Here is a 15480-nt window from a genome sequence, read left to right on the forward strand (position 1 = left end):
GATCTAAATCCCCCCAACCCCCTTAAAAAGCGGATGCGCGTTCGTCGGGTCTCCCGACGGATTAGCGCACCAAGCAGGGGGAGAAAGAGTCAAAGTCCCCCTTGAAAAGGGGGATTTAGCGGCGTTTTTATTCGGGGGGAACCCCCGAATAAAAAAACGACAAGACAGGGGGATTGACAACCTACGATCGAAGCCAATAAGACTTTTCAGACACCCTCTGACGGTTAAGATCGAGATTACAGCTAGATCTGTTTCTTATGTGATACCTTACTGGGAATTCCTTCACAGCCGCCAGGAATCGTCAGCCGAGATTTATCGCCACACCACTTACAACAGTAATGACGTTGCTCTTCAGACATTTCTTGAACGTTAGTAAAATCGGTGTTTTCGACTACTGCGCCTGTAAATTCACCCGTTGTATAATTGGGAATCTCATTGCGACTGCGGGGGCTGGCAAGTTGGGCATCACCATAAAAAAACCGGGTACCTTTAACATCCGCACCGTTTAAATTTGCTTCATATAAAATGGTGCGCGAGAAGTTCGCTTTGACTAAATCGCAACCGCTTAAATTTGCCCTAATCAAATTAGCATCGCTAATATCCGCCCAGCGTAAATCGGCTTGAGAGATATCGGCACCTGCTAACATTACCCCCAAATCGATGACGCGAACGCCATGCAGTCGATCTTCATCATAGCCCCCATCGCCATCCAAAATCGCCCGACCGAGCCTGCGATCGCGTCTGAGGGGTGTGAGCAGTTTGGACTGAGAGAGGAAGCGCAAGACTTTTGCTTTACCTGCTGCGTCGATACTGCCTAAGAGTGCCGCCGTTCTTCCTGCGGCGAAGGCTTGTTCCTGCGGCCAATCTTCAAGGAATCCATCGTCATCTAAGACGAGATCGGAAATGCCTTGAAAGTATGCGTCGATCGTCTGTTGTTGGGTGAGAATATTTTGTTGGGTAGTCAGGCGATTTTGCTCGATCGTCAGGTCGCGCGAAATAATATACTGTCTCCAAGCGATATATACTGCTAGGATAGCTATTAAAATCTGACCGAATGCCCCACCCCACTCGCCCGACGCACCAACAGCATTCCAATCGATCTTATCGGAAAAACTACTGACGTACTCAAAAAATTCGAGAATCTGAAGTAAGCCCACGAACGCAATCAGGACGGTGATTGAGGCAATCAGTTGTAGCCGTTGAGCTGGTGATAGCGAATCTAGCAGTTCTTCGCGGATGCCGCGATAGATAATGGGTAAGGATAATACTAGCGCGATCGCGCAGCCAGCGGCGGCAATCCAGGTGTTATTGAGCCATAATCCGAACACCATTACGGCGATCGCTATCAGATTTCCCCAGATTGTCATGTTTCGTGCAAAATAGCTAGTTTATAAGGTTAAAAAATGAGATATTTTAACTTTATAATATTATCATAACATTGTTTGTTCGGATTGAAAAAAATACAGTTTAAAAGATGCAGAAAGTTATTGGCAAGTTAATTATAGTTGCTTTAATTAGTACCGTTGGGATTCTCTACTATCTATGGCAACAGGCAGTTCAGATTCCTGAAGAATATATTAAAGCCAGTGAAGACAAGCAAGATAGTCAATCTCTACCATTGTTGCCCAAGCAGATCTCGGAGCAAGCTGCTGTTAGCACACAGAAACTAACTGCCCCGATCGATAAAGCTAAAGCTGGGCAAAAAGTCACTGTCAAACTTAACGATCGCGATCTCAATAATTTGATAGTATCTAAAATTGCAACTTCTCAACCAAATAAACAGATTCCGGTCGGAATCAAAGGAATTAGGACTAATATTAAAGATGGCAAAATCCACACGGGTGCATTGGTAAATTTAGACCAACTGGCACGTAATGGACGATCGGGTACTCAAATTGCGGCTTTAAGCAAACTCACTGATAAGTTAACCTTTTTGAAAGATCGAGATATTTATATCGGGATTGTCGGAAAACCAATTGTCGATGGCACTCAGATTAAATTTGCTCCTGATACTCAAATCAAGGTGGGTAAAATGAATTTTACAATCGCCCAAATCGCTGAAGATCTTGGTATAGCTCCAGCCAAAATTCAACAGGCGATCGATCTACATTTACAACAACAGAACTTCAAAGTAGATAGTATCAATTTAGATAATAATGGCATGGCGATCGAAGGAGCGAAGAAGTAGAGTTAGGGAATAGGGAATAGTGAATAGTGGAAGGTTGAGACTTGTCCATAGCATCTAAAACCTAAAGCCTAAAACCCAATACCTAAAACCTAATGCCTAAAGCCTTCCTAAACGATCGCGAATAGAACTATAATCTGTGGTTGGCAAGTCTATCTATATTTTAGGAGTTCACGGTGGAACGGACATTTATCGCGATTAAACCCGACGGCGTTCAACGTGGGTTGGTAGGTGAAATCATTAGTCGGTTTGAAACAAAAGGCTTTACCCTCGTCGCCTTAAAATTATTGCACCCCAGCCGCGCATTAGCAGAGCAGCATTACGCAGTTCACAAAGAAAGACCCTTCTTTGCTGGTTTGGTTGATTTTATGACATCTGGGCCAGTCGTGGCAATGGTCTGGCAAGGCGATGGTGTCGTCGCTGCATCCCGGCTAGCTATCGGTACCACCAATCCCTTAGTGTCCCCTCCCGGAACGATTCGCGGCGATTTGGGCATCAACATCGGACGGAACATCATTCACGGTTCTGACGCGGTAGAAACCGCTCAAAGCGAGATTGCGTTATGGTTTAAAGAGGAAGAATTAGTCAATTGGACACCTACAGTTTCCCCTTGGTTGTCGGAATAGGGAATAGGGAATAGGGAATAGGGGATAGGGATTAGCTATGTGGTTTTAGGTTTAGATTTTCGAGAAATTAGATTTTAGCTATGTGGTTTTAGGTTTAGATTTTCGAGAAACTTGAAAGACGCTTGCGTCTTAAACTCTATCTTCTATCCCCTATCCCCTATCCCCTATCCCCTATCCCCTATCCCCTATCCCCTATCCCCTATCCCCTCAAATTAGATGCAACAGGTTGACTTCACGACATTAACAGCAGCGGTACGGGAGTTACAACCAGAGTGGGTGCCCTCGCGAGTCGAATCGGTATATCAAAAAGATCGCTACACCCTGGCTCTGAGCTTGCGAACCCTCGACAAACGGGGCTGGATTGCTATTTCCTGGCACCCACAAGCCGCACGGATCGTGCTGACAGACCCCCCACCACGGGTACCCGATACCTTTACTCTCAGCCAGCAATTGCGCTCTGTTTTAGGTGGATTGGCGATGACGGAAATGGAGATCGTCTTACCGTGGGAACGCTTGGTGAGATTGGCATTTGCCAAACGACCGGGAGCGGAGGCTTTATATTATTTATATGTAGAACCGATCGGGAAATATAGCAATCTTACCCTCACCGATGCCGATAATTTAATTATTACCACCGCGCATCAGGTTAGTAATAAACAGTCTAGCGTACGGACGATCGAAACTGGTAGACCTTACGAAGTACCGCCATCGTTAACCGATCCGATGCCAAATCTGGAGGAATCACTCGATCGATGGATCGAGCGCGTCAGTCTGATTCCTGGTAAACTCAACCAGCGACTCGTCAAAAGTTATCGCGGTTTGAGTACGATCTTAATGAACGAGCTAATTTTTACAGCCGGATTAGATCCCTTACAAACTACCGATACGCTTTCGCCTTTAGACTGGGAAAAGTTATTTGAATACTGGCAAATTTGGCTCAGAACCGTCACACAAGTCGAAGGATATCGATTCAATCCTTATCTGACTAATAACGGTTACAGCGTCATGGGATGGGGAATTTCGATTACTCCCGTCGCTACTGTCAATGCAGCCGTCGAGACTTATTATACTCAAATTCTCGATCGCGAAGCCTTCAGCCAACTCAAACATCAACTCACCCAAAAATTAGGCACGATTCTAGCCAAATTACGAGTTAAAGCCAATACCTTCAAAACCAAACTTAAAGAATCTACAGGCGCAGATGAATATCGCACCAACGCCGATTTATTAATGGCATATCTCCAGGAATGGTCGCCAGGGATGAAACAAATTATCCTTAATGATTTCCAAACGGGCGAACCAGTCACCATCAAACTCGAACCCGAAAAAAATGCCATTCAAAATGCCCAATTCCTCTACAAACGGCACCAGAAATTAAAGCGAGCAAAACTCGCCGTAGATCCTCTACTTGCAGTAGTTCAAGCAGAAATAGATTATTTAGAACAAGTAGAAGAAAGTGTGCTTCAGATTCAAGAAGATGGCACTAACAATCCACCAGAAATGCTCCAAACTCTATTAGAAATTAAAAAAGAGTTAATCGATACCGGATATTTTCCCACAGCAGATAGATTAGCAAAATCAGAATTAGCCGAAACCAAACCCCGATCTCTGAAAACTCCCAGCGGATTTGAACTGTTAATCGGACGCAACAATCGTCAAAACGATCTACTTACTTTTAAAACAGCAACAGAATACGATCTGTGGTTTCACGCTCAAGAAATTGCCGGGAGTCATGGGTTATTAAGAATTACTCCCGGTGCGGTAGCCGAGGAAGCAGATTTACAATTTACAGCCAACGCTGTTGCTTATTATAGTCGCGCCAGACAAAGCCAAGCCGTCCCGGTAGTGTACACAGAAACCAAGCATGTGTATAAACCTAAAGGTGCCAAACCAGGCATGGTAATCTACAAGCACGAACAGATTATTTGGGGACATCCACAGGTTTTAGATGCTAGTTCGATTAATTAGTTTAAAATAGAAGCATGGCAACTTAACTTGAGATGCTCGTTGGCGTTGGCGAAGCCTACCGTAGGTACAGCCTACCAGAGGTAATCGTAACTGAATTATTGTGAGGATAACATCACGGTATTATAACTCGACAATTACCGGAGCGTGGTCGCTGGGTTGGACTAATTTACGCGGTTCGATATCGATCGAACAATTAGTCGCCAGATCGAATAAATCTGGTGTTAAATAAAGATGGTCGATCCGCCAACCGCGATTGCGCTCGAAACCTTGTTGTCGATAATCCCACCAGCTAAAATGTCCGCCTGTTGATGTGAATTTGCGGAAGCTATCTCGAAAGCCTAAATCGATAACTGACTTACGTAATAATTCTCGTTCTGCGTCAGTTGCCATCACCCGATCTTTCGATACAGTTTTAGTATGAATATCGAGATATTCGAGGGCAATATTAAAGTCTCCACAGACGCAAATCGAAGGCTGACCGGATGCGATCGCCGTTTTTAGGTAGAGTCCTAATAACTCCAGCCACCGCAGCTTGTAGGGGTATTTATCGCTATCTACAGCATTACCATTAGGTACGTAAAGATTGACAATTTGGACACCATCGAGATTGCCAGTAATCACCCGCTTTTGTTCGTCCAAATCTCCGACTAGTTCCGCGTCTAATATGCCGCCAAAACCATAACTAACATTAGTTAATGGTTGTTTGCTAAACATCGCCACGCCGTTATATGATTTTTGCCCAGATATATAGGCATGATAACCGCAAGCGGCGATCGCATCGATCGGAAATTGGCTATCAATCGCTTTAGTTTCTTGAACGCACAACACATCAACCGGATTTTGTTGCAACCAATTAGTTACTATTTCTAGTCGCGTCCGAATTGAGTTAACGTTCCAGGTGGCAATTCTCATTAGGTTTTAGGTTTTAGGCTTTAGGCTTTAGGTTTTAGATTTTGGGCTTTAGGTTTTAGGATATCTAAAGCATGAGGATAGGTGTTGATGACAACTTTCAACTATTAACTAATTCTTTTGGCATGATGAATGAGTTGTCTGGGTTGGTTTCGAGATCGATGACTTGGGTTACTGCGTCGATGTTGAGGTTGCCGTAGATATGTGGAAATAAATTACTTTGTTCGGCACCTTCGTAGCGAATTTCTGGTGTGACTTTAGCGATTTCGATTACGAGGATGACTAGATCTGTTTGCTGCTTAAAAAACCGATTTGCCGAGCCGATAACTTGAGCGAGAGTAGAGCAGTGGATAAATCCTTCGGTAGCTAATGTTTCGCTACTGTAAGTACCGAGATTTTTGGCTGCTTCCCATCGATCGCGGCGGGTAATATGTAAGATAGTAGTCATGTAGGAACAATGGCGGTGACGATGTTGGCTGCATCTTGAGGACGAACGCGATAGTACCATATTCTGGCAGGTAAAACGAATACCATCGGCCCATTCCCACAGTTTCCCAAGCAGCCGCAGCCTTCGTAAGTAATATTATCTAAATTGTCAAGCTGTCTAAAAGCCGCCAAAACCTCCGCCGCACCCTGTTTGCGACAAGTCCGATTTAGACAAATAAGAATGCAAGTTGGTTCCGATCCCATTTTGAATTCTGGATTAAAGATCGCTGCTACCCCCTAAAACCTAAAACCTAAAACCTAAAACCTAAAACCTAATACCTAATACCTAATACCTATCCCCACAAATCCCCCGATAAACTACTATTATCGAACTTAGAACTCAAGAATTGTTGAATGGTGGCGTTGAGTTGCTTGAGCTTGACTGGTTTGGTGAGGTAGTCATTGGCTCCAGCGGCTAGGCATTTATCGCGATCGCCTTCCATTGCTAGAGCGGTGAGGGCGATAATGGGAATATCGGCTAATTCCGATCGAGCGCGGATACAGGAGATCGTTTCAAATCCGTCCATTCCCGGCATTTGAATATCCATCAAAATTAAGTCAGGGCGGAATTTTGGAGTGGGTTCGTCGGTACCGCCTTCGAGCATGGCAATCGCCGATTCGCCATCGCCAGCCACGATCGGGCGATAACCTTTGGCGGTAAGATAGCTAGAGATCGTATTGATATTGAGTTCGTTATCTTCAACAATCAGGATCAGGGGTAATTCAGCGATTTCTGAGGCGTTTGGGGCTGGATGAGTTGGAAGTTGTTTATCGCTAGAATGGAGCTGTCCAGAGGGTAAATCGAGGGTCTGGGTGGCAATTTCATACGTATCTGGCAGACATATATTCACGCGCGAACCGCTGCCGATCGCACTTTGAAAATCGATCGTCCCGCCATGTAATTCTACAATCGGATGAATGAGCATTAAGCCGAAACCGATCTGGGGAGTATTAGTATTTGCCGAAACTTGGGCTAATTTGTCATTACGTTCGGGTAAGATTTCTTTGCTAGTATCGGTTACTGAAAACTGAATTGCCGATGTTGCGTTAGCGAAATGTGCTGGCTGGATGGTGACTGCTAATTTTACTTTACCGCCTGCGGGCGTGCTTTCGATCGCGCGTTCGAGCAGATCGATGAGTACTTGACGCATCCGCTGGAGATCGACGGCGATATAACCAGCCGTTGGGGGGAGTTCGAGATCGAGTTGGATTTGTTTTTGGATGGCGTGGTGTTTGACAAAATTAACGCTGAAGTTGCACAGCTCGGCGAGTGCAACCTGGGTAATATCTAGTTCGAGCTTCCCAGCTTGCAGTTGCGACAGATCGACCATATTATTAATCAGTGCCAATAAATAGCCGCCACTGCGATCGATCGTCGTCACCGCATTGAGTTGGCGTTCGTTCATGGTACCGAAGACTTCTTCTAATAATGCCTCAGACATGCCCAAAATGCCATTGAGCGGGTTCCTAAATTCATGGCTGAGGGTGGCAATGAATTCATCGGTAAAGTAGTTGGGTGGCTCTGGCGGCGCGAGTAATTCGGGGTAGGTGTATTCGAGATAATCAGTTTTGGTAGTGACTCCCGCTTGAGTATAAAGATCGTATGCCTCTTGCAGATAGATAGCGGCAACGTTATCTTTACCCCACTCTAAATAAACCTGGGCGAGTCGTTCTGTGGCGATCGCTTCTGATTCGATCGATGGGATAGCTCTGGCAGACAGGATCAGCCGATCTAGTTTGTCGATTTGTTCGACATAGCGTTCTATAGTCTGTGCTGGCGCGGATTCTACCAAATCGTAATCATCTCGGTCGTTCATGCTAATAAATTTATATAAAGATTTCAATAGATGCGACCAGCGGGGATTGGTAGAATCTGCAAGATGAGACTGGGAAATGTAGTAACGATCGACTAATCGCACGGATAATGTCTGCCGCTCGGATCGCCCCGAACGCATTTAAATAAACCAGAAAGGCTCCCCAGTGTCAAGTGCTATCTACCCATTTAGTATACCCATCTACTACACCGAACTATCTTTAGTTACTTTTATTTACTTCTGGGGAGGGAATAGGTGAGTAAGGAGTGGAATTACTTCTCAAGCCTAACAACTATCCACTATTCACTATTCACTATTCACTATTCACTAGTTCAGGCATTCTTGAATGGTGTTGTGGAGTTCTAGTAGTTTGACAGGTTTGGTGAGATAACGATCGGCACCTACAGCCAAGCATTTTTCGCGTTCGCCCGGTGTGACTAGGGCGGTGAGGGCGATAATGGGAATCTGGAGCAGATCGTGTTGGCGAATATATTCGATCGCAGTAATACCATCGATGTCGGGGAGTTGAATATCCATTAAAATGATATCGGGTTTCTGACTGGGATCGCTGCTGTTTTCGAGGATGGAAATTGCGGCTGTTGCGGTATTTGCGACAATGACTCGATTGCCTTTAGCGGTGAGGTAGCTCACGAAAGTATCGACATTTACTTCATTATCTTCGACGAGCAAGATCGTTCGGGTTTTGGGTTGGTGGGTAACGATCGGAATTAAATTTTGGCTGGGAGTTGACGCGATTGTCAGCGGTTGAAACTGCCAACAAGTCTGTGGGAGCATGATGCTAAAACAGCTACCAATGCCTACTTCGCTATCGATTTTAATATAACCTCCATGTAATTCGACAATTTGCTTGACGAGTACTAGCCCCAATCCGGTTCCCTGATATTTGCGATTGAGACTGCTATCGACTTGAACGAACGGCTGAAATAGTTTGGATCGATCGGCTTGGCTGATGCCGATCCCGGTATCGCTGACGGAGAAACACAGACAAGCTCCTTCGGTGAGATCGCAGATGGCGACAGATTCCACACTGACGGCTAGTTTGATGCTCCCGCCGTGGGGGGTAAATTTGACTGCATTGTTGAGTAAATTAATTAATACCTGACGCATTCGGCGTTCGTCAACTAAAATCCAGTCTGGCTCGACAGATAGCTGAGTGAGGATCTGAATCTGCTTATCGCTGGCTTGTTTTTCAACCAAGATTAAACTGGATTGACATAGTTCGCTTAAAGCAACTTTCGAGGGATTGAGTGTGAGTTTGCCTGCGGCAATTTTAGAGACATCGAGAATATCATTAATGAGCGATAGTAAATGTGCCCCACTTTTTTCAATTGTAGAAACTGCATGAATCTGGCTGCTATTAAGATTGCCAAAAACCAAATCTTGCAGAGATTCTGACATTCCTAGAATTGCATTTAAAGGCGTGCGAAGTTCGTGACTCATTGTGGCTAAAAACTCGTCTTTAAGCCGGGTGGCTCGCTGGAGTTCTTGGTTGGCTAATTCTAACCGTTGATTGGTTTGATTTAATTGTTCCTCGGCTTGTTTGCGATCGGTAATATCTGTCGATACCCCACCTAATGCGTAAGGTTTACCCTCATCATCGAGCAGCACAAATTTATTAGAAAGATAGGTGCGTTCCACACCATCGGGCGAGATCGCCCTTTCTTCGATGGTAATCGATTCACCCGATCGAATCAGCTCCCGATCTCTTTGGCAGATTTGTTCGGCAATCTCTGGCGGGTACACGGCAAAATCGGTTTCTCCCAAGAATAATTCTGAATCGCCGCCAGATAGCTCGACACAAGTTTGGTTCATCAGTCGATAGCGTCCTTCCAAATCTTTGAGATACATCGCTGCTGATGAATTATCGATAAATGCTCTGATTTGCTGTTGGCTCTTGCGAAGTTCGTCTTCATCATCATGACGTTGCATTTCAGCGGCAATTCTATCGGCAAAAAGTTGCAGAATAAATTGGAATGCGGAAATATCTTGAGGCAAGGGTTTAGTGTCGATAATACCGAGATTGCCCATCATATTGCCCTCGAAATCGCGGATGACTACACTCAAGTAGCTTTCGCCTTTTAAGTTCGCCAGATCTGTAGCTTGGGGAAATAGCACTTGGAGATCTTGCGGAAAAATACCCCATTGATTTTGATAAGTTAACAAACAAGGCGTGCCGACTAAATCCATTTCATATTGTGGTAAAAATTCGGTGCCAGTCCATAACAATGTCACCAAAGATTTACATAAAGAATCATCGATTGTCGTTGCCACAAAAGCATACTGTACGCCCAAACTCTCAGTCAAATACTGAGTACAAGCCTGATAAAAGTCGATACCAGTTTTGCCCGTGGCACTCCATTCGACGATCGCTTTAAGGGCGTTTTCTTGACGTTGGCGTTCTCGCAGCGCGGCTTGCTGTGCGGTAATATCGAGCAAGATCCCATCCCAAACGATCGATCCATCCGATTGTAATTCTGGACGCGAGGCAGATTTAATCCATTTTATCTCTCCAGAACCCAGGACTGCCCTACCTTCCCACAATTTAGGAATCAGATGCTGAGACGATGCAGCCATAATGCGTTGGAAATCTGCAAAATCGTCAGGATGAACCATCTGGAGCAGACAATTGGCATCAGCCATTACCGCTGCTGCCGAAATCTGAAATAACTCCTCGCAGACAGAACTAATATAGGGATAGCTAAAGCTGCCATCGGGAGCCATCCGCAACTGATAGATCGCGCCTGGAATATTATCGGCTAATTTTTGATAGCTAGCTTCTGATTGGCGCAGGGCGAGTTCTGCGGCTTTAGCATCCGTGACATCTCTAGTTCTGGTAAAGTTATATTCTTCACCCTCAAATTCAAAAAAATTGAGGCTAATTTCCACCGGATAGCGACTGCGATCTTTGCGCTGATGATGAGTTTCGACTGAAAATCCCCCACTGGCTTTGAGCTTGCGCCAATGGTTCGGCCAAGTCTGGGGCGAAGTTTCATCATCGATATCCCAGATATGCAGCGAGCATAATTCATTAAAGGAATAGCCCAACATCCGACACATCGATTTGTTGGCATAGGCAAACGAACCATCAGATCGCAGCCAAGAAATGCCATCGGTGGAGTTATCGATCGCAAATTGAGTAAACTTGAGATTCCGCTCTGCTAGTTTGCGATCGGTGATATCCCGGCGAATCCATATAAATTGCCCATTGTCAAGTAAAAATAAGGTTACTTCTTCATCGAAGGTGGTACCATCTTTGCGCGTCGCGATCGCTTCGCCGCGCCATTGTCCGAATTGACTCACAGCCGGGAATGCAGTAGTCTCAAACGCTTGAATTTGGTCGGGAGTGTAGAGACAGTGCCAATCGAGATCGAGCATTTCGCCAATTGTATAACCGAACATATCGGCGTGGCTCTGATTGAGATAAATAAATCGATCGTTATCGAGAATGGCAAAGCCGTCTAGCGATGCTTCGATCGCGGCGGAACGCTGGACGACAGATTCGTAGAGTTGGGCATTGGTAAGAGCGATTGCGGCTTGGGATGCCAGAAATTCTAAGATAATTTGCTGTTGGCTCGGTCGATTTAACGGCGAGTTGGGGATAAAGATCCCCGATGTATCCCGATGTTCGAGGTAGATTAGCCCCTGAAGTTCGCCGCGATCGATCAGCGGCAGGCACATCGCACTCTGGGGACGATAGCGGCTGAGGTAGTCATCGGTGAGGAGACCGGGGTCGATCGTCTCCCAGTCAATAATCGTCGTCTGCGGGCGATTGATGACGCTGTGGATGAGTTTTTGGGGGAGGTAGTCACAGGCGGTGAGCGTAGTCCGAGTGAGTGTGGAAGAGTCGCGATCCGCAGCTCGCACAATTTGGTAGACTTGCCATGAGTGACCCTCAGTGGCGTGCCGAAGATCGCGTAAAATTGGGATACAGATTTGGGCACCAGAATGTTCTAACAGAACTTGACACGATCGTTCTAGCAGCTCTGGCAATTCGATGATACTCGCTAAGGTTTGAGCAGTTTGAATTGCCGATACTAAGTCGAAGGTATGCGGCTTGGAGCTGGGGACTATTGCTTGGGCACCATTGGTAATTTTCGAGAGGGTAGATAGGAAATTTGCGGTAGTTGGCTGCGATGGCAATTGCAAGATCGGTGCGAGTAATTGGGGGTAGCGGCGTTCTAAATCATCAATTTTGGCGATGGCTCCCCATTTGGCATAACAATAGTAAGCATCTTGCATGTAAGTAGCCGCAATTTTGGCTTTCCCCCATCCTACATAAAATTTAGCCGCTAGTTCGTTGGCGATCGCTTCTTCTTGGAGAAATTGATTGGTTTTGGCTCCAGATATTGCCCGATCGTATAATTCGATCGCTTGACTAAAGTTGCCAAACACCCGACATTTTTCAGCTTCCACTAGATCGTACTTATGTTGAAAATTAGCGGGCATCAATCGAGCGCGCTTTTGTAATTCATAGAGAATTTTGTCAACTCGTTTTAATAATTTTTTTTTGACTTCTCGATCGGTCTGATGATAAACTGCTAATCGAATCAATGCATCAAACATCCAATTTTGGGTAACTACATAGCCGCCTTGTGTAGAATATTCATAGGGAATCTGAGCATCGGCATAGATTAACGCATTGGGAATATCTTCAAATAGATAGGCTAAGAAAGCTTGAAAACCGTACATTGTTGAGATAATTGTCGTCTCATTGCTGGCTTGCCACTGAGACAGTAATAATGTGCGATCTTTACCATCTTTAACTATGTCGGATGGGTGATTAGTAGTTACCTGTAAATTTATAATAGTTTGCCATAAAAGATCCATGAACTGTTTGCTAGTTTCATCCTTAGATTGGGATATAATTCCTTGTAATTCATGCACTTTATCGCTGATTCGATCTAAAGTAATCCCTGAATAGAATCTGGCAGCTATCGCCATTCCAGCACTGAGACCGATGTAGCGCAGATTGCCACTGTCGATGGCTAAACTGAGGCTTTCATCCAGCACAGGAATACTCAGATGCAACGCCTCTAGCCAAGGTTGACAAAACCAAGATCCGACCACTTTGACCTGTGACCTAATTGCTAAGTTATCAAAACGATCGGCTAGAATCATCGCCAATCGACCGAGCCGATAGCTTTGTTTTAATTCACCTAAAGTAGAAACGGTGATGCAATATACCCCATAAAAACTCGCAGCCCAAGGGGTATTGCCATAGCGCAATGTTAGCTGCACGCCAACTAAACCCAAGATCGCCATCAATTCTTGGGAACAGAAGAAAGCTGGAGATTGCACTAGTTCCAAAATTCTGAGTAGGGCTACTTTTTCGGGGTCGGCGATCTCTGGTAAATCTAGTAATTGCTGGCTCGATTTACCCCACATAGCGATTTTAGTTTTAACTAATTCTCGGAGCAGAATTAATCGATGAGGTTGGGGTGATAATTTAATGCCTAACTGCTGGAGAATTTCTAAGCCCCGATCGATTGCCGCTGCATATTGCTTTTGAACGGTATGGTATTGAACGATCGTTTCATAGGTTTTCACGCGATCGAGGGGTGTTTTTGCCCGCTCTAAAACCACTTTTGCCAGTAGGGGAACTGCTTCAAAATCGCCATGGAGAAAAGCCGCTTCAGTCAGCGTTTCATGCAGGGCTAATGTCAGTCGATATTGATGCGTCCAGCCTAATTCACCGACCAAATCTACACCAATTTGGGCATAGTCAAAAGCCGCCGCATAAGCATTTGCCGCTCTAGCTTTGTGCGCCGCATCGAGATTGAGTTGTACAAGCAGTTCTCGTTCTGCCAGCACAGCCGCTCCATTAACCGCTGACAATTCGATCGAGCAGATCGCCAGATTCAGATGATTGACAATCTCAAATAACCGTTTACCACGTTGTGCTGCTGGTGTATTTGTGAGCAATAACCGTCCGATTTGTAAATGCGTTTGCTGTTGCTGTTGCGCTGGAATCAGCGAATAGGCGGCTTGTTGGAATCGATCGTGTAGGAAGCGGTAGGTAGATGGGAGATGGGAGCGGGGAGCGGGGAGCGGGGAGAGGGGGTGTGGGGGGGTAGGGGTTTCGGCTTGCCAGAATTTATAGATTTGGTTGGTGGGGAGGATCGAGCCTGCTTGTAAGGCGTGCCAGAGGGCGGTTGCGACGCTTAATTGCGACTGTTGAGAGACGATCGCGAGGGTTTCGAGATCGAATTTATCGCCGATACAGGCGGCTAATTCGAGTAGGTGCTGGGTTGCTGGCGGCAATTTTTGGAGTTGTGTTGCCATAAATTCGACGATATCATCGCTCAATGCCAATGCGTGAATACTCGCGATCTCGCATTCCCAATAACCTGCTGGGTTAAACCAAATTTCGCCATCTTGATGTAAAGCTTTGAGAAACTGCGTCGCAAAAAAGGGATTACCTTGAGTTTTAAGATCGATTAATTCAGTCAGGGGTTGAGATCGATCGATCGGACAATGTAATGTATCGGCGACTAAGCAATTAGTATCATCGAAATTTAGCGGTGTTAACGCGATCGTGCTGACAATTTTACGAGCTTTTTGCAACCGTTCGATCGTCAACATTAACAAATGAACGGGCGAAACTTCATTATCTCGATACGCCCCCAAAATCAGTAAATAGCCTTTACCCGCCATCAACAGTTCGATCGATTCCAGTGAAGCCGAATCCGCCCACTGTAGATCGTCTAAAAAGATCGTCAAAGGATGTGCTGCGGTAGTAAATACGGCGATAAACTTTTGGAAGATCCCATTAAACCGATGTTGAGCCGCCGTTCCCGACAATTCCGCCACAGGTGGCTGGGTGCCAATAATTCGCTCTAGTTCGGGAATTACTTCAATTAATACCCGCCCATTTTCGCCCACTGCTGTCAAAATGAGATCGCGCCAATCAGCCAATTGGCTGTCGCTTTCACTCGCTAATTGTCCGGTTAAATCTCTAAAAGCGCGGATGAATCCCGATAGCGGAATATTCCGATTGAATTGGTCGAATTTACCTGCAATAAAATAGCCGTGCTGACGGGTAATCGGTTTATGCAACTCGTTAATAAGTGCGGTTTTCCCAATCCCCGAAAATCCCGCCACCAATACCAATTCATTATTTCCGGCTGCGACGCGATCTCCCGCAGCAAGTAAAGTTTGGACTTCTAATGCTCGCCCATATAGTCGCTCTGGAATTGTAAACCGATCGCTCAGATCCCGCGCCCCTAATTCAAACTCGCTAATTGTCCCCGTTTTCTGCCACAGTTCCAGACACAGTTCCAAGTCAAATTTAAGTCCCAACGCGCTCTGGTACCGATCTTCGGCATTTTTAGCCATCAACTTAGCCACAATTTGGGCGACGACTGAAGGTACATCCGAATTGACACCATCGATACTCACCGCCACCCGCTCTAAATGAGCGTGAATCAGATCGATCGGATCTTCAGCCACAAAGGGTAATTTGCCAGTCAGC

General features: G+C 45.6%; 9 protein-coding genes. 3 read left to right on the plus strand and 6 right to left on the minus strand.

Annotation, left to right across the window (positions count from 1 at the left end):
* Positions 1-242: 242 nt before the first annotated feature.
* A complete protein-coding gene (locus tag RMO79_RS15460; RefSeq protein WP_310484070.1) occupies positions 243-1367 on the minus strand; it encodes a pentapeptide repeat-containing protein in 1125 nt (374 codons plus the stop codon).
* A 107-nt stretch (positions 1368-1474) separates the two neighbouring features.
* On the opposite strand from RMO79_RS15460, the gene RMO79_RS15465 reads away from it, so the two are divergent.
* The 3 genes from RMO79_RS15465 to RMO79_RS15475 all read left to right on the plus strand — a co-directional run bounded on the left by RMO79_RS15465 (position 1475) and on the right by RMO79_RS15475 (position 4779).
* Positions 1475-2188, plus strand: a complete 714-nt coding sequence (locus tag RMO79_RS15465; protein ID WP_310484071.1) for a hypothetical protein — start codon at positions 1475-1477, stop codon at positions 2186-2188.
* Positions 2189-2361: 173 nt separating this feature from the next.
* Positions 2362-2811, plus strand: a complete 450-nt coding sequence (ndk, locus tag RMO79_RS15470; RefSeq protein ID WP_310484072.1) for a nucleoside-diphosphate kinase — start codon at positions 2362-2364, stop codon at positions 2809-2811.
* 216 nt (positions 2812-3027) lie between these two features.
* Positions 3028-4779, plus strand: a complete 1752-nt coding sequence (locus RMO79_RS15475; RefSeq protein ID WP_310484073.1) for an NFACT RNA binding domain-containing protein — start codon at positions 3028-3030, stop codon at positions 4777-4779.
* A gap of 120 nt (positions 4780-4899) precedes the next feature.
* Here the strand turns inward: RMO79_RS15475 and xth are convergent, their stop codons facing one another.
* The 5 genes from xth to RMO79_RS15500 form a co-directional block, all read right to left on the minus strand.
* The gene (gene xth / locus RMO79_RS15480) at positions 4900-5691 is read right to left on the minus strand and encodes an exodeoxyribonuclease III (RefSeq protein WP_310484074.1); all 792 of its coding nucleotides are present in this window, start codon (positions 5689-5691) and stop codon (positions 4900-4902) included.
* Positions 5692-5788: 97 nt separating this feature from the next.
* Positions 5789-6136, minus strand: coding sequence for a DUF952 domain-containing protein (locus RMO79_RS15485; protein WP_310484075.1), 348 nt, complete (start codon positions 6134-6136; stop codon positions 5789-5791).
* Complete coding sequence (locus tag RMO79_RS15490) at positions 6133-6378, minus strand: (2Fe-2S) ferredoxin domain-containing protein (RefSeq protein WP_310484076.1); 246 nt, start codon at positions 6376-6378, stop codon at positions 6133-6135. The genes RMO79_RS15485 and RMO79_RS15490 overlap by 4 nt, the downstream gene beginning before the upstream one ends.
* 89 nt (positions 6379-6467) lie before the next feature.
* Positions 6468-8129, minus strand: coding sequence for a response regulator (locus RMO79_RS15495; RefSeq protein WP_310484077.1), 1662 nt, complete (start codon positions 8127-8129; stop codon positions 6468-6470).
* A 186-nt stretch (positions 8130-8315) separates the two neighbouring features.
* A complete protein-coding gene (locus RMO79_RS15500; RefSeq protein ID WP_310484078.1) occupies positions 8316-15458 on the minus strand; it encodes a PAS domain S-box protein in 7143 nt (2380 codons plus the stop codon).
* Positions 15459-15480 lie beyond the last annotated feature (22 nt).

It is taken from the genome of Chamaesiphon sp. VAR_48_metabat_403 (assembly GCF_031422475.1).
Lineage (GTDB): Bacteria > Cyanobacteriota > Cyanobacteriia > Cyanobacteriales > Chamaesiphonaceae > Chamaesiphon.

Excerpts from the sequence above, each read along its gene's own strand:
- RMO79_RS15460 (WP_310484070.1), bottom strand. The coding sequence starts at position 1,367 with ATGACAATCTGGGGAAATCTGATAGCGATCGCCGTAATGGTGTTCGGA.
- RMO79_RS15465 (WP_310484071.1), top strand. The coding sequence starts at position 1,475 with ATGCAGAAAGTTATTGGCAAGTTAATTATAGTTGCTTTAATTAGTACC.
- RMO79_RS15475 (WP_310484073.1), top strand. The coding sequence starts at position 3,028 with ATGCAACAGGTTGACTTCACGACATTAACAGCAGCGGTACGGGAGTTA.
- xth (WP_310484074.1), bottom strand. The coding sequence starts at position 5,691 with ATGAGAATTGCCACCTGGAACGTTAACTCAATTCGGACGCGACTAGAA.
- RMO79_RS15485 (WP_310484075.1), bottom strand. The coding sequence starts at position 6,136 with ATGACTACTATCTTACATATTACCCGCCGCGATCGATGGGAAGCAGCC.
- RMO79_RS15490 (WP_310484076.1), bottom strand. The coding sequence starts at position 6,378 with ATGGGATCGGAACCAACTTGCATTCTTATTTGTCTAAATCGGACTTGT.
- RMO79_RS15495 (WP_310484077.1), bottom strand. The coding sequence starts at position 8,129 with ATGCGTTCGGGGCGATCCGAGCGGCAGACATTATCCGTGCGATTAGTC.